We start from the raw sequence: 23,252 nt of genomic DNA, 5'->3' as shown, positions 1-23,252 counted from the left end.
GCCTGACAAGGAGAACCCCATGCGCATCGCCATCGCCCTGGGCGGCAACGCCCTGCTTCGCCGCGGCGAACCCCTGAGCGCGGAAAACCAGCGTGGCAACGTGCGCCTCGCCTGCACGCAGATCGCCAAGGTGGCGGCCGGCAACCAGTTGGTCATCGCCCACGGCAACGGCCCGCAGGTCGGCCTGCTGGCCCTGCAGGGCGCCGCCTACAAGGACGTCGCCAGCTATCCGCTGGACGTCCTCGGCGCCGAAACCGAGGGCATGATCGGCTACATGATCGAACAGGAACTGGGCAACCTGCTGCCCCTCGAGGTGCCCTTCGCCACCCTCCTCACCCAGGTCGAGGTGGACGCCGCGGACCCGGCGTTCGCCGCGCCGAGCAAACCGATCGGCCCGGTGTATACGCGCGCCGACGCCGAACGCCTGGCCGCCGAAAAGGGCTGGAGCATCGCCGCCGACGGCGAGCACTTCCGCCGCGTGGTCGCCAGCCCCAGGCCCAAGCGGATCTTCGAGCTGCGCCCGCTGAGCTGGCTGCTGGAGAAGGGCTGCGTGGTGATCTGCGCCGGCGGCGGCGGCATCCCGGTGCGCTACGACGCCGAGGGCAAGCTCGAAGGCGTCGAGGCGGTGATCGACAAGGACCTCTGCTCCGCGTTGCTGGCCCGGCAACTGGAGTGCGACCTGCTGGTGATCGCCACCGACGTCGACGGCGTCTACCTGGACTGGGGCACGCCCGACAAGCGCGCCATCGCCCAGGCGCGCCCGGACGACCTCGACGCCCTGGACTTCGCCGCCGGCTCCATGGGGCCGAAGGTGCAGGCCGCCTGCGAGTTCGCCCGGCAGACCGGCAAGCCGGCGGTGATCGGCTCGCTGGCCGATATCGAAGCCATCGTCGCCGGAAGCGCCGGGACCCGCGTCGACCTCGGCGCCGCCGCCCTCACCTACCGCTGATCCCGCCATCGCCCGAAGGCCGCCCGGCCTTCGCGGCCTTTTCGCCGCGCCCCGCCACGCGACTTGCCGACGGATTCAGTGACTCGACGGTCACCGAATTCGTCAGCATGTACATTCGCTTGATCCGACCGCCCCATGAACGGGGCGGCAGACGCCCGATTCAACGCCAATAATCGACAGACCGGGGTTTCCCGGCACTGTCTTCCTTGCGTGAGGAGCTATTCGAGTCATGTCTCGCCTACCCGTCATCGTCGGCTTCGGTGGTTACAACTCCGCGGGCCGCAGCTCGTTCCACCACGGCTTCCGCCGCACCGTCATCGAGTCGCTGGACGCCCAGGCGCGCCAGCAGACACTGACCGGCCTGGCCGTGATGATGAAGCTGGTCAGCGTGGTCGACGGCGAATACCGCGACGCCGAGGGCGCCGCGCTGACGCCGGCGCAGATCGAAGAGCGCTTCGCCGGGCAGATTCTCGCCTCCACGCTGATCCGCCGGATCGAGAAGCAGCACCTCGACGTGAACGCCGCGCACTGGCACAAGAACCTCGAGATCGGCGGCGCCAACGGCCAGCCACTGAGCTTCACGGTGGCCGCCAAGCAATTGCCGGAGCCGCTGCCGGCGAACTGGTCGGTGGAGCCGATCAGCGACACCGAGGTCTGCGTCACCCTGCACGAGCGCTGCGAGATCAAGGTCGACAGCTACCGCGAGCTGCCGGTTAAATCCGCCGGCCAGTTGCCCACCGGCTTCGAGCCCGGCGAACTGTACAACTCGCGCTTCCACCCCCGCGGCCTGCAGATGACCGTGGTCGGCGTCACCGACGCGCTGCGCTCGGTGGGCATCGACTGGGCGCGCATCGTCGAACGCGTCGCGCCCGGCGAAATTGCCGTGTTCTCCGGCAGCCTGATGACCCAGATGGACGAGTACGGCAACGGCGGGCTGCTGCAGTCGCGCCTGCGCGGGCACCGGGTCAGCGCCAAGCATCTGCCACTCGGTTTCAACAGCATGCCCACCGACTTCATCAACGCCTACGTGCTGGGCAGCGTCGGCGAAACCGGGACCATCACCGGCGCCTGCGCGACCTTCCTCTACAACCTGCAGAAAGGCATCGAAGGCATTGCCTCGGGCCGCTCGCGGGTCGTCGTGGTGGGCAACAGCGAAGCCCCGATCCTTCCCGAATGCATCGAAGGCTACGCGGCCATGGGCGCGCTGGCCACCGAGGAAAACCTGCGCCTGATCGAAGGCCGCGACGACGTCGACTTCCGCCGCTCCAGCCGCCCGTTCGGGCAGAACTGCGGCTTCACCCTGGCCGAATCCAGCCAGTACGTGGTGCTGATGGACGACGAGCTGGCGCTGGAGCTGGGCGCCGACATCCACGGCGCTGTGCCGGACGTGTTCATCAACGCCGACGGCTTCAAGAAGTCGATCTCCGCCCCCGGTCCCGGCAACTACCTGACCATGGCCCAGGCCGTGGCCGCCGCCAGCCAGCTGGTCGGCCTCGACGGCGTGCGCCAGCGCAGCTTCATCCACGCCCACGGCTCCAGCACGCCGGCCAACCGGGTCACCGAGTCGCAGCTGCTCGACCGCGTCGCCGCGGCGTTCGGCATCGAGGACTGGCCGGTGACCGCGGTGAAGGCGTTCGTCGGGCATTCCCTGGCGCCGGCCAGCGGCGACCAGTTGATCTCAGCCCTGGGCAGCTTCAAGTACGGGATCATTCCCGGCATCAAGACCATCGACGCGGTGGCCGACGATGTGCACCGCGAGCACCTGCGCATCCTCACCGAGGACGCCGCGGTGGGCGAACAGGCGCTGGACGTCTGCTTCATCAACTCCAAGGGCTTCGGCGGCAACAACGCCAGCGCCTACGTGCTGGCCCCGCGATTGGTCGAGAAGATGCTGCGCAAACGCCACGGCGAAGCGGCCTTCGCCGCCTACAGCGAGCGCCGCGAGCAGACCCGCGCGGCGGCCGCCGCCTACGAGAGCCGCGCGCTGAACGGCCAGTTCGACGTCATCTACAACTTCGGCCAGGACCTCATCGACGACAGCGAGATCGACATCAGCGCCGACGGCGTCAAGGTGCCGGGCTTCGCCAAGCCGCTCGCCTACAAGCAGGACGCACGCTACCGCGACATGCTCGAGGACTGACGCGTCCGGCCGCGCGCATGTAGGCGCGCGCGGCGCTTACGCCACCAGATCACCAGCCCGGTCAGCGCCAGCACGGCGATCGCCAGGCCGAGCACGGCGATCAGCACCCGTCCCGCGAAGCCGAAGATGCGTCCGCCGTGGATCGGCAGCTGCAACCGATAGAAGCGTTCGCCCCAACTGCCCTGGCCGGGAATCTCCTGGCCGAGCAGGCGTCCGTCGCTGCCGTCGAAGAACAGCCAGGCGTTGCCTTGGTCGCTGGCGTGGTCACCGAAACCGGCACCGTAGAAGTGGTATTCGAAGCTGTAGTACAGCTCGGTGATCGGCGCGCTCAGGCCGAGCCGCCGGCCATGGGCCTCGGCGTAGCGATAGGCCTGGTCGTAGCCGTAGGTGGTGGCGCCCAATTGGTCCTTCGGCAGCCGCGCGCGGGCTTCGTAGACGCTCGGCGCGACCGGTGAAAGCAGCGAAACCACGGGCTTGAACACCGGTTCGGCGAGGTTCATCGCTACGCTGCTCAGCGCCACCGGCGTCAGCAGCAGCCACAGCCACAGGCCCCCGGCGCGGTGCAGGTCGTGGTTGAGCCGCTGGCGCTTGATCTTCCAGGCCGTCGCCCATTTGCCGGAGAACGGCCCGCGCCGCGGAAAGGTCAGGCACAGGGCGATGAAGCAGTCGAGGAACCACAGGATCGCCACCCCGCCCATCAGCCACAGGCCCCAGTTGCCCGGCAGCGCCAGGCTGTAGTGAAACTCGAGCAGGAAGGGCACCAGCTTGTCCGGCGCGAAACAGCATTCGCCCCAATGGCGCTGGCCCACCTCTTCGGCGGTCACCGGGTCGAGGTAGCGCACCACCGCCTTCTCGTCGAACGGCTGGCCGCTGGCCGGATCGGTGCGCGGCACCATCGCCAGCAACGCGGCGTGCTGCGGCTCGTCGGAGAACTCCATGTACCAGACCTGCAGCCGCGGATAGGCGCGCTCCAGGCGGTCCACCAGGCGCCCCGGCGGCAGCCGCTCGCCGACGCCCGGCGTGCGGTAGAACGTCGGATTCAGCCATTCGTCCAGTTCGTGCTGGAAGGCCAGCACGCTGCCGGTCAGCCCGGCGAGGAGCAGGAACAGCGCCGTGGCCAGACCGATGTAGCGGTGCAGCAACAGCAGGACGGTACGCATCGATTGGCCTCCCGCAAACAGCAGGCCGCCGCCGTCCCGAAACGGCGGCGGCCGGCCCGGCGGTATCAGAAGTCGTAGTTGAGGGTGGCCATCACGTTGCGTTCCTCACCGTAGTAGCACTGGTAGAGGCTGTTGCAGGCGGCGACGTACTTCTCGTTGGTGAGGTTGTTCAGGTTGAGCCGGACGCCCACGCCGTCGAGCCCGACGCGGGACAGGTCGTAGCCGAGCGAGGCATCGAACAACGTGTAGGACGGCAGCCGCAGGGTGTTCTCGGCGTCCGCCCAGCTGCGTCCGAAGTAGCGCGCCCCGCCACCGACCTGCAGGCCGCCCAGCGCTCCGTCGGCGAAGGTGTAGTCCGCCCACAGCGAGGCCATGTTGCGCGCCACCACGTTGGGCGTGTTGCCCCGGTTGTTGGCGCCGGAGGTGGCGATGTAGTCCTTGGTGTACTCCACGTCCATGTAGGTGTAGCTGGCAACCAGGTTGCTGTTCGGCGTCGGACGCGTGCGCGCCTCCAGCTCGACGCCCCTGGAACGGATCTCGCCCACCGAGCGGAAGAAGTTCTCGCTGGAATCCTTGCTCGACAGGTTCGACTGGGTGAGGTCGAAGTACGACAGCGTGTAGAGGTCGTCGGTGCCCGGCGGCTGGTACTTCAAGCCGACCTCGTACTGCTCGCCCTCGGTGGGTTTGAGCAGCGTCACGTCGAAGTTGCCGGTGGTGCCGTTGTAGGCCGGCGAGGTGTTGGGGTTGAACGAATCCGAGTAGCTGACATAGGGCGAAAGGCCGTTGTCGAAGGCGTAGAGCACGCCGATACGCCCGGTGAGCTTGCTCTCCTTGTCGCTGTCCGATTGGTCGCCGTAGATCGAATTGGTCTGCTCGAACGAGGTCTCCACCCAGTCCTGGCGCAGGCCGAGGGAGAAGCGCCAGCGGTCGAGGGCGATCAGGTCCTGCAGGTAGAGGCCAGTCTGCTCCAGGCGGCGGCTCTCGTCGTACTGGTGGTAGAAGCTGTAGGTCGCCTCGGGCCGCACCCCGGTATAGGGGTTGACCGCGCTGGCGGTGCCACCGTCGTAGTTCACCCGCGCCTTGCGCCGCTGGTAGTCGAGGCCGGTGACCAGGGTGTGCTCGAACGCTCCAGTGGCGAACTCGAACTGCAGCTGGTTATCCACGCTCCAGGCGTGCAACGCCTCCTGGGCGCCGGTGTAGGCGCGATAGAGGTCGCCATCGGCGCCGTAGCCATACTGGGTCGTGTAGCCGTACTGGTAGACCTGTTCGGAATCCACGCGCGAATCCAGGTACTGGAAGTTCTGCCGCGCGGACACCACGTCGTTGAAGCGGTGTTCGAGCTGGTAGCCGAGCATCTGCTGGTCGCGCTCGAATTTCTCGCGGTCGTCCTCGCCCTCGAAGAAGTGCGTGGAGATGCGCTGCCCGTTGTGCTGATAAACAGTTCCGTCGGCCGGCAGGCCGCCGTGATAGCCACTTTTCGGGTCGTGCTGGAGCATAGCCAGCAGGGTCAGGCGGGTGTCGTCGGTGAAATCGATGCTCAACGAGGGCATCAGCGCGTAACGCTGCTCTTCGATGCCGTCCACCTGGTTGTCGGCGTCCTTGACCACCCCGACCAGTCGGTAGGCCATGCGCTGCTCGTCGCCCAGCGGGCCGGTGAAGTCGAAGGCGCCCTGCTTGAAGTCGTTGCTGCCCAGGGTCAGCTGCAGCTGGCGGTGCGCCTCGTATTCCGGCTTCTTGCTGGTCAACGCCACCAGCCCGCCCGGATTGCTGCGCCCATAGAGCACCGACGACGGCCCCTTGAGCACGTCGATGCGCTCGAGGAAATAGGGGTCGACCTGCAGGCTGCTGTAGGTGCCGCTGTCGCCGAGCATCTTCTGCCCGTCGAGGAACAGGTTGTCCACCGAACCGTCGTTGATCCCGCGCAACGCCACGTAGTCGTAACGGGTGGTCGCCCCGTAGGGCGTGCTCATCAGGCCCGGGGTGTAGCGCAGGGCCTGGGCGACCGTCTGCGAGCCCTGATCGTCCATCTGCTGGCGGGTGACCACCGAGACGCTCTGCGAGGTTTCCAGCAGCGGCAGGCTGGTCTTGGTGGCGACGCTGCTGTGGGTGGCGTTGTAGCCCTCCATCGAACCCAGCGCGTTGCCCAGGCTGCCCTGCACGTGCAACGTCTGCAACTCGACCGGCGCGCTTTCCGCCACCAGCGAATAGTTGCCCTGGGCATCGCGTACCGCGCGCAGGCCGCTGCCGCGAAGCAGCGCGGCGAAACCCTGGTCGACCGCGTATTCACCCCGCAGCCCGCTGGAGTTCAAGCCTTGCACCAGGTTGCCATCCACCGACAGCAGCACCCCGGCGTCGCCGGCGAATCGGCTCAGCGCGCTGGACAGCGGCCCGGCGGGGATTTCGTAGCGGCGGGCATCGGTTTCGGCGGCACTCGCCGGCGGTGCGGCGAGAATGCTCAGCGGCAGCGCGATGGCGGCGGCACGGACGGCGCGCGTCAGCGGACGCGGTGTGCAAGGCAGAGAGCGGGAGCGCATGGCAGGACCTTTGTTCTCGTTGAAGGGCGGTGATTGCCTCTAAAGCCAAGCGAGAACGAAAAAGGGGAACCGCCCGAACGGTTTTTTTTGCTGCCGGAATCAGGCCGGCTCCAGGCTCACCCACCATGGCAACCGACGCTGCACGCGCACCGGCAGGGTGCCGGCGAGCGCATCGAGCACGCGCTCGGTATCGGCCAGCGGGAAGGCACCGACCACGCGCAGCCCGGCGATGCGCGGATCGCAGCCGAGGTAGCCGTGGCGGTAGCGAGCCAGTTCGGCGAGGAACGCGTCCAGGCGCATATCGTCGGCCAGCAGCATGCCGCTGGCCCAGGCCTGCCGCGCGCGCTCCAGCGGCCCGCTGGCGATCGACCCGGCGGAGGAAAACCGCCATTGCCGGCCCGCCGACAAGAGCGTCGCCGCCGACTGCCCGGCGCCGCGCAGCAGGAAGTCGCCGGCATACAGGCTGAGCTGGGTTTCACCGTCGAGCTGGCGCAGCGAAAAGCGCGCGCCCCGTTCGCTGCGCAGCACGCCCTCGGCACTGCGCAACAACAGCGGGCGGCGCTCGGTCGGGGCGTCGACGAGGATCTCGCCGCGGTACAGCGACAGGGTCCGCGCGGCATCGTCGAAAGCGATGTCCACCGCGCTGTCGGTGTTCAGCCACAGCTGCGAGCCATCCGCCAGGCGCAGGTCGCGGATCTCGCCGACCGCGCTGCGCTGGCTGGCGAACCAGCCGCGCGCGGTCAGCCGATCACCGCCGAGCCAGGCCAGCGCGCCACCGCCACAGAGCACGCCAAGTGTCTTCAGCGCCTGTCTACGACCGCCGCGGCTGCGCAGCACGCCGGCGGCTGCGCGGCCGCCAGGCTCGCTGGAGAGGCGTTGCAGCTGGCCGCTGAGGCGCTCCACCTTGCGCCAGGCATGGGCATGATCCGGGTGCGCCAGCCAGGCCTGCCAGGCCTGCCGCTCGTCCTCGCCCACGCGCCCGGAATGCAGCACGGCGAACCAGTCCGCCGCTTCCTGCAACACGCGGAAATTCTGGCTCATCAGGCGTCGTCCATCAGCGTCAGGCACTGCAGCATCGCCTGCGCCATGTACTTCTTCACCATCCGCTCGGAGACGCCCAGCTCGCCGGCGATCTGCACGTAGGTGAGGCCGTGCAGCTGGGAGAGCAGAAAGGCGCGGCGGACCTTTTCCGGCAGCCGCGCCAGCAGCGCATCCACCTGCAGCAGCGTCTCGACGATCAGCGCCCGGGTTTCCGGCGAGGGCGCCAGTGTCTCCGGTTGCAGCGCAAGCGCATCGAGATACGCCTGCTCGATCTGCCGGCGCCGCCAGTGGTTGACCAGCAGGCTTTTGGCGATGGTGTGCAGGTAGGCACGTGGCTCGCGGATGGTGGCGACGTCGTGATCGCGGGCGAGCACGCGGAGGAAGGTGTCCTGGGCGAGGTCGGCGGCGTTATGCGCGCATCCGAGCTGGTGCCTCAGCCAGCCTTGCAGCCAGCCGTGGTGATCGGCATAGAGCCGCTGCAGGTCGTTCGGCCTGACTATGCCTTCGCTGTTCATGGAAATCCCCCGCCCATTTCGAGCAAATGATAATTAATATCATAAAGGGCTTCCAGCGGCGATCAGTCCAGCCGTTGCGCCAGCCGCACCAGGTCGTCGCGCCAGTCCACCGCCTTCGGCAGGGCGAGGAAATGCGGGTTGAGGTAGGACTCGCGCGCCTCGTAGGCCAGCGGCGCGCCGTGGATGTCGAGCACCTCGCCGCCCGCGCCTTCGAGCACGCCCTGGGCCGCCGCGGTGTCCCACTGCGAGGTGGGGGCCAGGCGCGGATAACAGTCGGCCGCGCCCTCGGCGAGCAGGCAGAACTTCAACGAGCTGCCGACGCTGGCCAGCTGCAGGTCGCCAAAGCGCTCGCTCAGCCCCTGCAGCAGGCGTTCCTGCGCCGGGCTGGAATGGCGGCGGCTGGCAACTACGGTGAAACGCTCCGCCGGCTGCGCGCGCACGGCGATCGGCATGGGCGCGCCATCGCGCTCGCACAGGAACGCACCGCTGCCGGCGCCGCCGTAATAGCAGCGCCCGGAACAGGGAATCCCGACCACACCGAACAGCACGCGGCCGCGCTCGATCAGGGCGACGTTGACGGTGAATTCCTCGGAGCCGGCGATGAACTCCTTGGTGCCGTCCAGCGGGTCGACCAGCCACCAGCGCTGCCAGCGTTCGCGCTCGCCCAGGGCGATCTCGCAATCCTCCTCGGACAGCACCGGAATCGTCGGATCGAGCGCCCGCAGGCCGTCCGCCAGCACCCGATGGGCGGCGAGATCGGCGGCGGTGACCGGCGAGGCGTCGGACTTTTCCCGCACCGCCAGGTCGCTGCGCCAGTAGGGCATGATCGCCGCGCCGGCGCGCTGCACCAGCTCGATCACCGCGGGCAGCAGAGCGGCGCTCACAGGACGAATTCGCCGCGCTGGGCAAGCAGGTCGCGCGCCAGGTACAACGCCGCCAGGGCGCGGCCCTCGCTGAACTGCGGGTGCTGCACCAGGCTCGACAGTTCGCGCAGGTTGACCTGGCTGACGCCCAGCGGCTCGGGCTCGTCGCCCGGCAGGCTTTCCGGATAAAGGTCGCGGGCCAGCACCACCTGGATCTTCTGGCTCATGTAGCCCGGCGACAGCGACAGCTCGGTGAGGTATTCCAGGCGCCGCGCGCCGAAGCCGGCCTCTTCCTTGAGCTCGCGCTCGGCGGCGACCAGCACGTCCTCGCCCGGCTCGATGAGGCCCTTGGGCAGCGACAACTGGTAGTCGTCGGTGCCCGCGCAATACTCCTCCACCAGCAGCGCGTGATCGCTGTCGGTCAGCGCCACGATCATCACCGCGCCGTAGCCGACGCCCTTGCTGGCGAGCCGTTCGTAGGTCCGCTCGACGCCGTTGGAGAAGCGCAACTGCAACTCCTCGACGGAAAACAGGCGACTTTTGGCGACGATCTCGCGGGCGAGTACGGTGGGTTTCTGACGCATGGGCTGACTCCTTGGCGCGAACGGGTATCATACCGCGCCTTTCCCGATTATCCCCGTCGGAGATTCACCGCCCAGCGCGACCGGCCGCGAGGAACCCGCCATGACCACCCTGCCCTGGTCCGAAATCGACACCGTGCTGCTCGACATGGACGGCACCCTGCTCGACCTGCACTTCGACAACCACTTCTGGCTGGAACACCTGCCGCGGCGCTATGCCGAGCATCACGGCGTGTCCGCCGAGCGGGCCCGCGCCGAGCTGCTGCCGCTGTTCCGCGAGCACGCCGGCACGCTGAACTGGTACTGCACGGATTTCTGGAGCCGCGAGCTGGGCCTGTCGATCCGCGAGATCAAGCGTGAAGTGGCCCACCTGATCGCCCTGCGGCCCGACGCCGACACCTTCCTCGCCGCCGTGCGCGCCGCCGGCAAGCGGGTCGCGCTGATCACCAACGCACACCGCGATTCGCTGTCGCTGAAGATGGAGAAGGTCGCCCTGGCGCCCTATTTCGACCGCCTCATCAGCTCCCACGACTACGGCTTTCCCAAGGAAGACCAGCAGTTCTGGTTCGCCCTGCAAGAGGACTTCGGGTTCGATCCGGCGCGCAGCCTGTTCATCGACGACAGCCTGCCGATCCTGCGCAGCGCGCGGCAGTTCGGCGTCGCCCAGTTGCTCGCCGTGCGCCAGCCGGACAGCCGCGGCCAGTTGCGCGACACCGAGGAGTTCGCCGCCGTCGAGGATTATCGCCAGGTGCTGCCCGGCACTCTGGCGGAGGCCTGAGCCGTGGACATCAAGCAGCTGCGTTTTCTGATCGCCCTCGACGAGACGCGCCATTTCGGCCAGGCCGCGGCGCGCTGCCATATCACCCAGCCGACCCTGTCGATGCGCCTGCGCGGCCTGGAAGAGGAACTCGGCCTGGAGCTGGTGCGGCGCGGCCAGCGTTTCGAGGGTTTCACCGAGCCGGGCGAACGCATCCTGGCCTGGGCGCGGACCACTCTGGCGGCGGTCGACGGCCTGCAGGCGGAGGCCGCCGCCTGCCGCGGCAACCTGGTCGGCACCCTGCGGCTAGGCATGGTGCCGCTGTCCAGCTTCGACCCGTTGCCGCTGCTGCGACGCCTCAACCAGCGCCACCCGAGCCTGCGCTTCCAGCTCTCGGCACTGAGTTCGGAGCAGATCCTCGAACAGCTCGCGAGCAACCGGCTGGACCTCGGCCTCTCCTACCTGGACGGGCTGGATGCGCGGCATTTCCACAGCCTGGCGCTGCTCGAGACGCGCATGGGCCTGCTCTACGATCCGGCCCACTTCACGTTCGGTGCTGGCGCGCTGAGCTGGGACGCGCTCATCGAGCTGCCGCTGGGAATGCTGTCCGGCGGCATGCACTTTCGCCAGTCCATCGACCACGCGTTCCGTTCCCGCGGTCTGAAGGTACAGCCGCTGCTGGAGACCGACGCGGTGCACCAGTTGCTCCAGGCGGTGCGCGGCGGCCTCTGCTGCGCGGTGATGCCGCTGGACAGCGGGCTCGCCGGGCTGGTGGAGAATCTTTGCCTGCACCCGATCGACGACGCCCATACGCTCGCGCCGCTGGGCCTGATCATGCGTCACAGCGAGCCGCGCTCGGCGCTCGCCGATGCCTGTTTCGCGCAGATGATCGAGCTTCTGGAGGCAGCCGGAAGCGGTTGACCGCCGGAACCCCGCCTGCGCACGCTATCTAAACAGCACGCCCTTCTGATCCGGATCGCCATGCCTCTGCCTACGCTCGACGCCCGCACCGCCCGCTTCCTGCCCTGGATCGTGGCCATCGCCTTCTTCATGCAGACCCTGGACGGGACCATCCTCAACACCGCGCTGCCGGCGATGGCCGCCGATCTCGCCGAGAACCCGCTGCGCATGCAGGGCGTGGTGATCGCCTACATGCTCACCGTGGCACTGCTGATCCCAGCCTCCGGCTGGATCGCCGACCGCTTCGGCACGCGGCGGATCTTCTTCGCCGCGATCCTGCTGTTCAGCGTCGGTTCGCTGCTCTGCGCGCTCTCGCACAATTTCAGCCAACTGGTCTGCGCCCGTGTGCTGCAGGCCATCGGCGGCGCGCTGATGATGCCGGTGGGACGCCTGGTGGTGCTGCGCGCCTACCCGCGCAGCGACCTGGTGCGGATCATGAGCTTCATCACCCTGCCCGGCCTGGTAGGCCCGCTGATAGGCCCGACCCTCGGCGGCTGGCTGGTGGAATACGCCTCCTGGCACTGGATCTTCCTGATCAACCTGCCGGTCGGCGCGCTCGGCTGCTGGGCCGCGCTGCGCTACATGCCGGACCTGCGCGGCGCCGAACGCACGCGCTTCGACGGCGTCGGCTTCGCCCTGTTCGGCGCGGCGATGGTGCTGATCACCATCGCTCTGGAGGGCCTCGGCGAGCTGAAACTGCCACACGTGCGGGTGATGCTCCTGCTGGTCGGCGGCCTCGCCTGCCTCGCCGCCTACTGGCTGCGTGCCGGCAAGGTCGACAAACCGCTGTTCAGCCCCAGTCTGTTCGCCAACCGCAGCTTCGCCGTGGGCATCCTCGGCAACCTGTTCGCACGCTTGGGCAGCGGCGCGCTGCCGTTCCTCACGCCGCTGCTGCTGCAGGTGGCGATGGGTTATTCGCCGGCCCAGGCCGGGATGAGCATGATCCCGCTGGCCGCCGCGGCGATGGCGATGAAGCCGCTGGCAAAGCCGCTGATCGACCGTCTCGGCTACCGCAACATCCTCACCGGCAACACCCTGCTGCTCGGCGCGCTGATCGCCAGCCTGGCGCTGGCCGGCGAGGGCCTGCCGTACCCGGTGCTGCTGGTCCAGTTGGCCTTCATCGGCGCGATCAACTCGCTGCAGTTCACCGCGATGAACACCATCACCCTGATCGGCTTGCGCGACGAGGAAGCCAGCAGTGGCAACAGCCTGCTCTCGGTGGTGGTGCAACTGGCGATGAGCCTCGGCGTGGCCTCCGCCGCGGCGCTGCTCGGCGGCTTCACCCTGGACGACGGCGGCTCGGTGCTGCACGCCTTCCAGATGACCTTCCTCTGCATCGGCGGGCTGTCGATGCTGGCCGCGTTCATTTTCCTCCAGCTCGATGACCGCCAGGGCCGCAACGGCACGGACATCGACAGCAAGATCGAGGTGGAAGGCTGAGGCGCGGTTCAGGCCCGTAAGGCTGTTCACGTCAGCGGTGGTCGAACTCGATCAGCCTCCTCCCTCTCCCCCAGCCCCTCTCCCATGAATGGGAGAGGGGTGCAGTACCGACGATCTTGCTACGCTGCCGGCCCGGGCTCGCGCCCGAGAGCCGCCTGGCGGCCTGAGCCGCGCGCGGCGCGCCTGTTACACTGCGCGACATTTCCGCACCCCAGGCCGCTTCCGTGACCACGACCGCTTTTTCCTCCCTGCCGCTTTCCGCGGCCATGCTGGCCAACCTAGAGGCGCTCGGCTACGCGTCGATGACGCCGATCCAGGCGCAGAGCCTGCCGGTGATTCTCAAGGGCATGGACCTGATCGCCCAGGCCAAGACCGGCAGCGGCAAGACCGCCGCGTTCGGCATCGGCCTGCTGAACCCGCTCAACCCGCGCTACTTCGGCTGCCAGGCCCTGGTGCTCTGCCCGACCCGCGAACTCGCCGACCAGGTCGCCAAGGAGCTGCGCCGGCTGGCCCGCGCCGCCGACAACATCAAGATCCTCACGCTCTGCGGCGGCGTCTCCATCGGCCCGCAGATCGGCTCGCTGGAGCACGGCGCCCACGTCATCGTCGGGACGCCGGGACGCATCCAGGAGCACCTGAAGAAGGGCACGCTGAAACTCGACGGGCTCAATACGCTGATACTCGACGAAGCCGACCGCATGCTCGACATGGGCTTCTACGACGCCATCGCCGAGATCATCGGGCAGACCCCGAAGAAGCGGCAGACGCTGCTGTTCTCCGCCACCTACCCGGCGGCGATCAAGCAGCTCTCCGCGGTGTTCATGCGCGACCCGCAGCAGGTCCGCATCGAAGCCCTGCACGATGGCGAGCAGATCGAGCAGCGCTTCTACGAGATCGCACCCGAGCAGCGCATGGATGCCGTGCTCAAGCTGCTCGCGGCCTACCGACCGGAATCCTGCGTGGCCTTCTGCTTCACCAAGCAGCAGTGCCAGGAGCTGGTCGAGCACCTCGGCGCCCACGGCATTTCGGCGATGGCGCTGAACGGCGACCTGGAGCAGCGCGACCGCGACCAGGTGCTGGCGATGTTCGCCAACCGCAGCCTGTCGGTGCTGGTGGCCACCGATGTCGCGGCCCGCGGGCTGGACATCGATGCGCTGGACATGGTGATCAACGTCGAACTGGCGCGCGATCCGGAAATCCACATCCACCGGGTCGGCCGCACCGGGCGCGCCGGCAACAAGGGCCTGGCGATGAGCCTGGTCGCTCCCGCCGAGGCGCATCGCGCCCAGGCCATCGAGACGCTGCAGAAGGCGCCGCTCAACTGGCACCCGCTGAACAGCCTGAAACCCCGCGATGGCGCGCCGCTGCAGGCGCCAATGACGACCTTGTGCATCAACGGCGGACGCAAGGAGAAGATCCGCCCCGGCGACATCCTCGGCGCGCTCACCGGCGAGGCCGGCATTCCCGGCGCCCAGGTCGGCAAGATCGCGATCTTCGACTTCCAGGCGTTCGTCGCCGTCGAACGCGGGATCGCCCGTCAGGCGCTCAAGCGCCTCGCCGAGGGCAGGATCAAGGGCAAGTCGTTCAAGGTCCGGATGCTCTGAGGGCGGCGCATGGCGGGCCGTCGAGCGCCCGCCATGTCCGTCCGACGGCGCTGCGGCTCACTTCTTCATCTGCTGGAGCACCGGCGCGCACTGGTCGGCCTGGCCACCGCTGGGCGCCACCAGCGCCAGCAACCCGGCCACCGGCGCCACTGCCACGCCCAGCGCGATCAGCCCCGCACCGCGCGCCACCAACTGGCCGGCGTGAACGCCCGGCTTCGGCTCCTTGAAGGTTCCGCGCACATAGAGCGGCGAGCGCAGCGAGATGATCCGCACACCCTTGGACTTGGGCACGATGTCGAAATCCAGCTGCTCGGTCTTCATGTTCGCCCAGCCGTCGATGCGGATCACCGAGTTCTCGGTATCGAGCAGGAACACCCGGCTGGTGGCCAGGCCGTCCTTGATGCCGAGGTCGGCAGCGGCGCAGTTGATCTGCACCTCGTCGTCGCCGAACAACCGGCTCGCCAGGTAATTCCCGACGTTCAACCCGGCGATTTCCATCAGGCCGCGACTAACCACGCCGTCGTTCATCAGCAGGCGCAGGTCGCCGTTGGCCGAACCGAGCAGCGCCGCCACCGAGTTGCCGGTGCCGGCGATGCTGGCGTCGCCGTTCAGCTCGCCGAGGCTGCTCTGCATCGCCTGCACCGACGGGAACAGCTGCTTGAGCTTGAGCTGGCGCGCCTTGAGCTGCGCGCTGCCGCGCAACGGCGTCTGCCGGCCGTCGAGGACGATGTGCGTATCCAGCGTGCCGCCGGCCATGCCGAAGCGCAGCGGTTCCAGGCTCAGCGCGCCGTCGTTGAGGACCACATGGGTGGTCAGGTCGCTGATCGGTAGCGTCTCGCCATGCACGATCTTCCTGCCGGTGAAGCTGACGTCGGCGTCCATGCTGCGCCAGGCCTCGGTCTCGAACCGCTCGTAAGGCAGCACCTTGTCCGTCGGCTGCACGCTGGATTCGCCACGGGCTTTCTTCTCTTCGTTGGAGTCGGCGCCGATCAACGGGGCCAGGTCGCTGAACAGCAACTGGTTGGAGGTCAGCGTGCCGGAAAGCTTCGGCCGCGGCTGGCGCGCGACGAAGGTCAGGCTGCCATGGATGTCGCTGTCGCCGATGCGGCCGTTGAACTCGCGGTATTCGTAGCTGGCGCCGTCGGCGTCCCGCAGCCGCGCGATCAGGCGCCCGTCGGTGGCGTATTTCGGACTGTCCGGCAGGACCACGCCGATCAGCGGCTGCAGGTTGCCGAGGCTGTCACCGGACATCCGCAGGCGCAGGTCGAGCGCGCCGAGGTTCTTCGGATCGGTGAGCGTGCCTTCCACCTGCACGCGGGTCGCGCCGGCGCGCAGATCCACCTGCACCGGGAACGGCTGGGCGGCGTCCTGCAGCGCCAGCAGGCCGCCGACCTTGCCCTCGCCGCTCACCGGCTGCGCGCGGTAGCTGCCCTTGGCCTGCCAGGCGAACGCATAATCCTGCGCCGCAGCGCCCTGTTGCGTGCCGGCGTCGGCCCGCGCCTTGCCGACGATATCGCTGAACGGGATCGGCTTGCCCAGCGGCTGCACGTCGACCTGGACCTTGGCCTGCAGGGTTCGGTCGTCATAGCGCACCTGGCCCTTGTCGAAGCCGATGGTGCCGATGTCCAGCGTCCAGGGCGACGGCTCCTCGTCCTTCGGCTCGTCACTGCCCAGATCGAAGGTCCAGTTGTCGCGGCCATCGGCGAGGCGTTCGAGCTCGGCATCGGCGGCGGTCAGCTGGATGCGCGGAATGCGCACGGTCTTCGACAGCAGGGCCAGCGGCGACAGACTCGCCTCGACCCGCTCCAGCGCCACCATATGATCGCCCTTGGCCCATTCCGGGTTGCCGACACGCAGCTTCTCGGCGCTCACGTGCGGCCAGGGCACCTGCCCGCGCCAGCCTTTCTCGTCGGGCTCGCGGCGCCACTCCACGGCGAGATTGCCGTCGATGGCGAACGGCCGTCCGAGCGCCTCCGACACCTTCTCGTTGATCGTCGGCTTCGCGCGGTTCCAGTCGAAGGTGGCGACGAACACCACCAGCGCGGCCAGCAACAGCAGCAGCCCGGCAACACTCCAGATCAGAATCTTCTTTGCACGCGTCATGCGCTCCCTCCAGCCAGGCGCCGCGGACGGATGCAGCGCTCCTACCTATCGACTGGAAAACCCCGGCGATGACTCCCCGAAAGCTTCGCCAACATCCCAGCGGCGGCGACTGAAAATGCACACCCAAAGGGCGCCACCAAAGCCGGCGAATCGCTTTGGTGCAGCCTTAACTGCCTGAAATGGCTGGATTTTCACCAAGCATCAATGAAGTCGATCTTTACTATTCCCTGGAACGACTTTTTGATCGAATTTTCCTGAGTAGTATTGGCTCCGTACCCCACTTATCGCCCCCCATGAGGAGCCACTCAAATGAAAACTCAAATCCTTGCAAGCGTGATTCTGGCCACCCTGACCTCCACCGCTTTCGCCCTTCCGCAGTCGCCCCAACCGTTCCTGGGCGAAGCCAAGGCCGCCAGCGCCTACCACCAGATCGTCAATCCCCAAGCCGACAGTGGCTTCGAGCGTATCGGCGGCAAGGTCGCTGACAGCGGTTTCGAACGCACCGGTGGCAAAGTCGCCGACAGCGGTTTCGAGCGCACCGGTGGCAAAGTCGCCGACAGCGGTTTCGAGCGCACCGGTGGCAAAGTCGCCGACAGCGGCTTCGAACGCACCGGTGGCAAAGTCGCCGACAGCGGTTTCGAGCGCACCGGTGGCAAAGTCGCCGACAGCGGCTTCGAACGCACCGGTGGCAAAGTTGCCGACAGCGGCTTCGAACGCACTGGCGGTAAAGTTGCCGACAGCGGTTTCGAGCGTACCGGCGGTAAAGTCGCCGACAGCGGTTTCGAACGTACCGGCGGTAAAGTCGCTTGAAGCCCTCGATAGATGACAAAAGCCCGGCCCGTCCGGGCTTTGTTCATTTTCGGCCAGCGCTTTTCCGCGAATGCCCAAGCAACACCCCGCCCGCACGCTCAGTGCACGACTGATCACCAGACATCGACGGGCGCGAAATCCTTTTGCTAGAGTGCGGCCACCTCCCCGCTCGCCGTCGCCCTCGCATGCCTCCACGCGCCGAACAGAAACTGCAGACCCGCCACGCCCTGCTGGCCGCCGCGCGCAGCCTGATGGACAGCGGGCGCGGCTTCGGCAGCCTGAGCCTGCGCGAAGTCGCACGCTGCGCCGGCATCGTCCCCACGGGCTTCTATCGCCACTTCGAGGGCATGGATCAGCTTGGCTTGGCGCTGGTCGAGGAAGTCGGCGAGACCTTTCGCGAAACCCTGCGCGTGGTGCGCCGCAACGAGTTCGAGCTGGGCGGGCTGGTCGAGGCCAGCACGCGGATTTTCCTAGACGCGGTGAGCGCCAACCGCGAGCAGTTCCTCTTCCTCGCCCGCGAGCAGTACGGCGGCTCGCGCCCGGTGCGCCAGGCCATCTCCAGCCTGCGCCAGCGCATCACCGACGACCTCGCGGCCGACCTCAAGCTGATGAACCGCATGCCGCAGCTCGACGACGCGGCGCTGGACGTGATCTCCGATCTGGTGGTGAAAGCGGTGTTCGCCACCCTCCCCGAACTCATCGACCCACCCTCCGATTCGCTGCCCGCGCACCTGAGCGCCGAAGCCAAGATCACCCAGCAGCTGCGCTTCATCTTCATCGGCGGCAAGCACTGGCTCGGGCTGAACGGCTCGCAGGGCTGAGCGCCGAGACGCCCCACGCTTGCCCTGCTTTGGCATACTGGCCCACCCGCGCACGGGCTTTGCGCACCATAACGGCGCACCCATCGCACCTCGGCACCAAAGCAAACCTGACCAGGGGTTCAATTTCGCGCAGTCCCCCGCCGCAGCGCGCCGCCCGAGGGCGGCACGGACTTGGCAAGTCCCTTGCTCTGCCTACGCCACGTTCAGCCCCGGAAACCACCATGCTCGTGATTCACCGTCGCATCGAACCCCGCACCGAATGGGACGCGGAACTGGAAATGACCTTTGAGGCGCGCAGCAAGAGTCGCCTGCGCTGCTTCAGCAGCACCGGCGAAGACGTCGGCCTGTTCCTCGAACGCGGCCAGCCACCGCTCGCCGATGGCGAATGCCTGCAGGCCGAGGACGGCCGCATCGTCCGCGTTCGCGCCCGCGCCGAACCGCTGATGCACGTGACCTGCGCCAACGCCTTCGAACTGACCCGCGCCGCCTACCACCTGGGCAACCGCCACGTCGCCCTGCAACTGGGCGACGGCTGGCTGCGCCTGCCCGACGACTACGTGCTCCGGGACATGCTCGAACAGCTCGGCGCCCACGTCGAAGCCATCGAGGCGCCGTACCAACCGGAGCACGGCGCCTACGGCGGCGGTCATCACCACTCGCACGCCGGCGAAGCCGAATTCAGCTACGCGCCGCGCCTGCACCAGTTCGGCAGCAAACCGTGAATCCCGCCTGGGCCCTGTTGCGCCTGGCCAGCCCGCAGTTGCCGATCGGCGGCTACAGCTATTCCCAGGGGCTGGAAATGGCCGTCGAGCAGGCGCAGGTGAAGGACAGCGCCAGCGCCCGGCGCTGGATCGCCGACCAGTTGCTGCTCAACCTCGCGCGCTTCGAGGCGCCGCTGCTGCTGGCCCACTGCGTGGCCGCCGCCGAGGGCGACTGGGATGAACTCAAACGCCTCGCCGGCGAGCAGCGCGCCAGCCGGGAAACCCGCGAGCTGCGCCTGGAGAGCCGGCAGATGGGCTACTCGCTGCAGCAGTTGCTCGAAGGCCTGCCCGAGATGGATGAAGCGGCCCGCACGCTGCTCGGCGAACTCGACGAACCCGGCCTGGCGGTAACCTGGGCGCTGGCCGCCCGCGCCTGGAAGATCGACGCGCAGGATGCCCTCGCCGCCTGGCTCTGGGGCTGGCTGGAAAACCAGCTGGCGGTATTGATGAAGACCCTGCCGCTCGGCCAGCAGGCCGCGCAGCGGCTGACCTCCGAGCTGTTGCCCGCCTTGCAGCAGGCACAGCGCGAGGCCAGCGAACGCACCGCGGACACCTGGGGCAGTGCCGCCTTCGGCCTGGCCCTGAGCAGCATGGCCCACGAACGCCAGTACAGCCGCCTGTTCCGCTCGTGAAGGCGCAACCAATCAGCCGCCGCGCGCCCCGTGTGCGCGGCACACGGATAGACATGGGAGAGACAACGATATGAACAGCCAACCCTTGCGTGTCGGCATCGGCGGTCCGGTCGGTTCCGGCAAGACCGCGCTGACCCTCGCGCTGTGCCTGGCGCTGCGCGAACGCTACAACCTCGCCGTGGTGACCAACGACATCTATACCCAGGAAGACGCGCAGTTCCTGGTGCGCAACGAAGCCCTGGCGCCGGAGCGGATCATCGGCGTGGAAACCGGCGGTTGCCCGCACACGGCGATCCGCGAGGACGCCTCGATCAACCTGGAAGCCGTCGACCAGCTCAACCGGCGCTTCCCGGGGCTTGACCTGATCATCGTCGAATCCGGCGGCGACAACCTCTCGGCGACCTTCAGTCCCGAGCTGTCCGACCTGACCATCTACGTGATCGACGTGTCCGCCGGCGACAAGCTGCCGCGCAAGGGCGGCCCGGGCATCTGCAAGTCCGACCTGCTGGTGATCAACAAGATCGACCTCGCCCCGCTGGTCGGCGCTTCGCTGGAGATGATGGACAGCGACACCCGCAAGATGCGCGGCGACAAGCCGTTCGTCTTCAGCAACCAGAAAGTCGGCCAGGGTCTGGACCAGATCATCGCCTTCATCGAACGCCACGGCATGCTCAGCGCCGCCTGAGCCCATCACCAGGAGACCTCCATGAAGCTTCGCCACTCGCTTTACGCCCTTGCCCTCGCCTTCACCCCGGCGCTGGCCTTCGCCCATCCGGGCCATGACGCTTCCGGGCTGATGTCGGGCATCGCCCACCCGATCACCGGCCTGGACCACCTGCTGGCGATGCTCGCCGTCGGCCTCTGGGCGGCGCAGCAGAAAGGTGCCGCGCGCTGGGCGCTGCCGGCGACCTTCGTCGGCACCATGCTGATCGGCGGGCTGTTCGGCTTCGAGGGCATGGAACTGCCGTTCATGGAACAAGGCATCGCCAGCTCGGTGCTCGCCCTCGGCCTGCTGGTCGCCGTCGCGGTACGTCCGCCGATGGCCGTGGCGGTCGCCCTGACCGCGCTGTTCGCCCTCGCCCACGGCGTCGCCCATGGTCTCGAGCTGCCGGAAATCGCCAGCCCCTGGGGCTATGCCGCCGGCTTCGTCGCCGCCACCGCCGCGCTGCATGCCATCGGCTATGCGCTGGTGCGCGTCCTGCCGCAAGCCGCCGCGCCGCTGGTCCGCCTCGCCGGCGCCGCCTCGGCCATCACCGGCGCATGGATGCTGGCCGGCTGATGACCGCAACACTGAGGGTGCGCATGGCGCACCCTACGGTGTGCGCGCCGCTCTCGTAGGGTGCGCCGTGCGCACCAATCACCCGCTCCACGCAACGTCGCACCTGCCCTTTCACCGGCCGCTTTGGCATAGTCGACCACTCCCGCCTCGTCCGATGGACCGACCATGCTGCGCTTCGTCCGCTTCCTGCTGATTCCCCTGCTGCTGCTCGCTGCCGTGCTGCTTGGCCTGCTGCTGACCAGCCATCCGGCCAGCCGCCCGCCGGTGCTCGTCGAACTCGGCGAGCAGCCGCTGGTGATCGCCCACCGCGGCGGCATGGGCCTGTGGCCGGAGAACACCCTGTTCGCCTTCGAGCGCGCCGATGCGCTGGGCGTGGACATGCTGGAACTTGACGTGCGCGCCAGCCGGGACGGCGACCTGGTGGTGATCCACGACGAGGCGCTGGAGCGCACCAGCAACGGCCGCGGGCCAGTGGCGGCGCTGAGCCTGGCGCAGTTGCAGGCGCTCGATGCCGGCTACACCTGGACCGCCGACGGTGGTGAAACCTACCCATACCGCGGCCAGGGCATCCGCATCCCGAGCCTGGCCGAAGTCTTCGCGCGGCTGCCGGAGCGGCCCAAGTCGATCGAGATCAAGAGCGCCGACGCCGGCGTGGAGGAGCGCCTGTGTGCGCTGCTGAAAAGTGCCGGCCAGCGCGACAAGGTGATCGTCGCCAGCTTCCACGAGCGCAGCCTGCAACTGTTCCGCGAGCTCTGCCCCGGCGTCGCCACCGCCGCCGGGCCGACCTCGGTGCGCCTGCTGGCGGCGCTGAACTGGGTCGGCCTGGCCGGCGTGCTCTCGCCGTCCTACCAGGTGCTGCAGATTCCACCGCGCAGCGGCGACGCCCAGCTCGCCTCCGCGCGGCTGTTCGCCAACGCGAGGGCGCGCGGCCTGGCGGTGCAGCTGTGGACGATCAACGAGCAACCGGAAATGCGTCAGTTGCTGGACATGGGCGCCGACGGGCTGATCACCGACTACCCCGAGCGCGCCCTGCAACTGCTCGGCCGGCCGACGCGCATCGCCCCCAGGCCCTGATCAGCGCCCCAGCAGGCCTGGCAGTGCCTCGCCGATCAGGCTGCTGCCGGCGATCACCAGCAGGCTGAAGACGATCCAGCGGATCGCCCGCAGAGACAGCGGCGGCGGATAGCGCTTGACCAGCCAACTGAGGACCAGCACCAACGGCAAGGCCTCGGCGCTAAGCAGCAGCACGTTGAGGGTGAAATGCCCCTGCACCAGCACCAGGGCGATGCGCAGCAGCGCATTGGCGGCGAACACCGCGACCAGCGTGTTGCGGATGACTTCGTAGGGCAGCGGCTGGCGATACAGGTGATAGACAACCGGCGGCCCGCCGCTGGCGAAGAGCCCGCCGAGCAGGCCGGTGAGCGCGCCGGCGACGTGGAACGACAGCGGCCCGGAGCGCTGCGCGCGCGGCCGGGTCTGCATCACCAGCATCAGGCTGCAGAGCAGGATCACCCCGCCCAGCAGCACCCGCAGCAGCGTCACCTGGCTGCCGCTAAGCCAGCCGAGCAGCAGGATGCCGATCACCACGCCGGGCAGGCTGGTGACCAGCAGCGGACGCAGCACGCTCATGTCCATGCGTGTCTTCGAGCCGGCCAGGGTCACCGCCGCGTTGAACAACGTCAGCACGCTGACCGCGATGGACACCTCGTTGAGCGGCGCCAGGTGCAGCATCGCGACCAGGCCCAGCAGGATCAGCCCGAAGGCGAAACCGGTGAGGCTCTGGGCGAAGGTGGCCAGCGCCACGCAGATCAGAAAAGCCAGATGCAACCAGATGCTCATACCCTGTACTCAGGACCTTGGGGCGTGCGGTGCGCCGCCGCGTTTTCAGGGTATCGCCGGCGTCAGCGCGCGTTCGCCTCGCGCTCGCGCAACACGTCCGCCATCCTGCTGCCGAACAGCCGGCCCACCGCCTCGCCGTCGCCGCCGGCCTCGTCGAATGCTTCCACCACGGCCTCCAGCGTCGGCCGGGTCTGGGTCAGCAACGCGATCACATAATCCTCGGCGCTGACGCCGGTGTGCGCATGGTAGCGCCGAAGCAGCTGCAACTGGTCGTCGGACAGGTTCAATTCAAGTGTTTCGCTCATCGTGCGCTCCGTGGGTGATGCCGATACGGCTCGGGTCTACAGGTTCGCATGGTCGGAAAAGAGCCAGGGCTGGGTCCAGAACCACAACTGGCCCGGCAATGGGGCCAGTTGCAGTCACTGGACGCACGATTGCGCGGCATCTGGTGCCAGAGCCGGCG

General features: G+C 68.2%; 22 protein-coding genes. 13 read left to right on the top strand and 9 right to left on the bottom strand.

Annotated elements, in window-relative coordinates:
- Positions 1 to 19: 19 nt before the first annotated feature.
- Complete coding sequence (arcC, locus tag BLV15_RS05885) at positions 20 to 949, top strand: carbamate kinase (protein WP_090225493.1); 930 nt, start codon at positions 20 to 22, stop codon at positions 947 to 949.
- A gap of 229 nt (positions 950 to 1,178) precedes the next feature.
- Positions 1,179 to 3,089, top strand: coding sequence for a beta-ketoacyl synthase (locus tag BLV15_RS05880; RefSeq protein ID WP_090225492.1), 1,911 nt, complete (start codon positions 1,179 to 1,181; stop codon positions 3,087 to 3,089).
- Here the strand turns inward: BLV15_RS05880 and BLV15_RS05875 are convergent.
- The 6 genes from BLV15_RS05875 to nudE form a co-directional block, all read right to left on the bottom strand.
- The gene (locus tag BLV15_RS05875; protein ID WP_090225490.1) at positions 3,065 to 4,249 is read right to left on the bottom strand and encodes a PepSY-associated TM helix domain-containing protein; all 1,185 of its coding nucleotides are present in this window, start codon (positions 4,247 to 4,249) and stop codon (positions 3,065 to 3,067) included. The two genes, BLV15_RS05880 and BLV15_RS05875, sit on opposite strands and share 25 nt — an antisense overlap.
- A 65-nt stretch (positions 4,250 to 4,314) precedes the next feature.
- Complete coding sequence (locus tag BLV15_RS05870; RefSeq protein ID WP_090225489.1) at positions 4,315 to 6,783, bottom strand: TonB-dependent siderophore receptor; 2,469 nt, start codon at positions 6,781 to 6,783, stop codon at positions 4,315 to 4,317.
- 99 nt (positions 6,784 to 6,882) lie between these two features.
- A complete protein-coding gene (locus BLV15_RS05865; RefSeq protein ID WP_090225487.1) occupies positions 6,883 to 7,824 on the bottom strand; it encodes a DUF4880 domain-containing protein in 942 nt (313 codons plus the stop codon).
- Positions 7,824 to 8,339 carry a sigma-70 family RNA polymerase sigma factor gene (locus tag BLV15_RS05860; protein ID WP_090225485.1) on the bottom strand — a complete coding sequence of 172 codons (516 nt, stop codon included), beginning with the start codon at positions 8,337 to 8,339 and terminating at the stop codon, positions 7,824 to 7,826. The genes BLV15_RS05865 and BLV15_RS05860 overlap by 1 nt, the downstream gene beginning before the upstream one ends.
- Positions 8,340 to 8,401: 62 nt before the next feature.
- Complete coding sequence (gene cysQ / locus BLV15_RS05855) at positions 8,402 to 9,232, bottom strand: 3'(2'),5'-bisphosphate nucleotidase CysQ (RefSeq protein WP_407072451.1); 831 nt, start codon at positions 9,230 to 9,232, stop codon at positions 8,402 to 8,404.
- Entirely contained in the window at positions 9,220 to 9,786 is a 567-nt protein-coding gene (gene nudE / locus BLV15_RS05850) for an ADP compounds hydrolase NudE (protein ID WP_090225482.1), read from the bottom strand. The genes cysQ and nudE overlap by 13 nt, the downstream gene beginning before the upstream one ends.
- 100 nt (positions 9,787 to 9,886) lie before the next feature.
- On the opposite strand from nudE, the gene yrfG reads away from it, so the two are divergent.
- From yrfG to dbpA, 4 genes are all read left to right on the top strand, one after another.
- Positions 9,887 to 10,561: a GMP/IMP nucleotidase gene (gene yrfG / locus BLV15_RS05845; RefSeq protein ID WP_090225481.1), complete on the top strand. Its 675-nt coding sequence runs from the start codon at positions 9,887 to 9,889 to the stop codon at positions 10,559 to 10,561.
- 3 nt (positions 10,562 to 10,564) lie between these two features.
- On the top strand, positions 10,565 to 11,461 hold the full coding sequence (locus BLV15_RS05840) for a LysR family transcriptional regulator (protein WP_090225479.1): 897 nt from the start codon (positions 10,565 to 10,567) through the stop codon (positions 11,459 to 11,461).
- Between the two features lie 60 nt (positions 11,462 to 11,521).
- Positions 11,522 to 12,940, top strand: coding sequence for a multidrug transporter subunit MdtD (gene mdtD, locus BLV15_RS05835; RefSeq protein ID WP_090225478.1), 1,419 nt, complete (start codon positions 11,522 to 11,524; stop codon positions 12,938 to 12,940).
- 224 nt (positions 12,941 to 13,164) lie between these two features.
- A complete protein-coding gene (dbpA, locus tag BLV15_RS05830) occupies positions 13,165 to 14,544 on the top strand; it encodes an ATP-dependent RNA helicase DbpA (RefSeq protein ID WP_090225476.1) in 1,380 nt (459 codons plus the stop codon).
- A 57-nt stretch (positions 14,545 to 14,601) separates the two neighbouring features.
- Here dbpA and BLV15_RS05825 read toward each other — a convergent pair whose 3' ends face one another.
- The gene (locus tag BLV15_RS05825) at positions 14,602 to 16,647 is read right to left on the bottom strand and encodes an AsmA family protein (protein ID WP_090225474.1); all 2,046 of its coding nucleotides are present in this window, start codon (positions 16,645 to 16,647) and stop codon (positions 14,602 to 14,604) included.
- A 309-nt stretch (positions 16,648 to 16,956) separates the two neighbouring features.
- Between BLV15_RS05825 and BLV15_RS05820 the strand changes: the two genes are divergently transcribed.
- The 7 genes from BLV15_RS05820 (at position 16,957) to BLV15_RS05790 (ending at position 22,024) form a co-directional block, all read left to right on the top strand.
- On the top strand, positions 16,957 to 17,457 hold the full coding sequence (locus BLV15_RS05820) for a hypothetical protein (RefSeq protein ID WP_090225472.1): 501 nt from the start codon (positions 16,957 to 16,959) through the stop codon (positions 17,455 to 17,457).
- Between the two features lie 185 nt (positions 17,458 to 17,642).
- Positions 17,643 to 18,278 (top strand): TetR family transcriptional regulator, encoded by a 636-nt coding sequence (locus BLV15_RS05815; protein WP_090225470.1) that lies wholly within the window; start codon positions 17,643 to 17,645, stop codon positions 18,276 to 18,278.
- 221 nt (positions 18,279 to 18,499) lie between these two features.
- Positions 18,500 to 19,000 (top strand): urease accessory protein UreE, encoded by a 501-nt coding sequence (gene ureE, locus BLV15_RS05810; protein WP_090225469.1) that lies wholly within the window; start codon positions 18,500 to 18,502, stop codon positions 18,998 to 19,000.
- Positions 18,997 to 19,671 carry an urease accessory protein UreF gene (locus BLV15_RS05805; RefSeq protein ID WP_090225467.1) on the top strand — a complete coding sequence of 225 codons (675 nt, stop codon included), beginning with the start codon at positions 18,997 to 18,999 and terminating at the stop codon, positions 19,669 to 19,671. The genes ureE and BLV15_RS05805 overlap by 4 nt, the downstream gene beginning before the upstream one ends.
- A gap of 70 nt (positions 19,672 to 19,741) precedes the next feature.
- Positions 19,742 to 20,356, top strand: coding sequence for an urease accessory protein UreG (gene ureG, locus BLV15_RS05800; protein ID WP_090225466.1), 615 nt, complete (start codon positions 19,742 to 19,744; stop codon positions 20,354 to 20,356).
- 21 nt (positions 20,357 to 20,377) lie between these two features.
- Positions 20,378 to 20,950, top strand: coding sequence for a HupE/UreJ family protein (locus BLV15_RS05795; RefSeq protein WP_090225464.1), 573 nt, complete (start codon positions 20,378 to 20,380; stop codon positions 20,948 to 20,950).
- Between the two features lie 165 nt (positions 20,951 to 21,115).
- Positions 21,116 to 22,024, top strand: a complete 909-nt coding sequence (locus BLV15_RS05790; protein WP_090225463.1) for a glycerophosphodiester phosphodiesterase family protein — start codon at positions 21,116 to 21,118, stop codon at positions 22,022 to 22,024.
- Here BLV15_RS05790 and BLV15_RS05785 read toward each other — a convergent pair whose 3' ends face one another.
- Both BLV15_RS05785 and BLV15_RS05780 read right to left on the bottom strand, forming a co-directional pair.
- Positions 22,025 to 22,789, bottom strand: a complete 765-nt coding sequence (locus tag BLV15_RS05785) for a TSUP family transporter (protein WP_090225461.1) — start codon at positions 22,787 to 22,789, stop codon at positions 22,025 to 22,027.
- Positions 22,790 to 22,851: 62 nt separating this feature from the next.
- Complete coding sequence (locus tag BLV15_RS05780) at positions 22,852 to 23,094, bottom strand: hypothetical protein (protein WP_090225459.1); 243 nt, start codon at positions 23,092 to 23,094, stop codon at positions 22,852 to 22,854.
- Positions 23,095 to 23,252 lie beyond the last annotated feature (158 nt).

It is taken from the genome of Pseudomonas kuykendallii, assembly GCF_900106975.1.
Taxonomy (GTDB): Bacteria; Pseudomonadota; Gammaproteobacteria; order Pseudomonadales; family Pseudomonadaceae; genus Pseudomonas_O; species Pseudomonas_O kuykendallii.
This window is presented reverse-complemented; position numbering and strand designations above follow the sequence as displayed.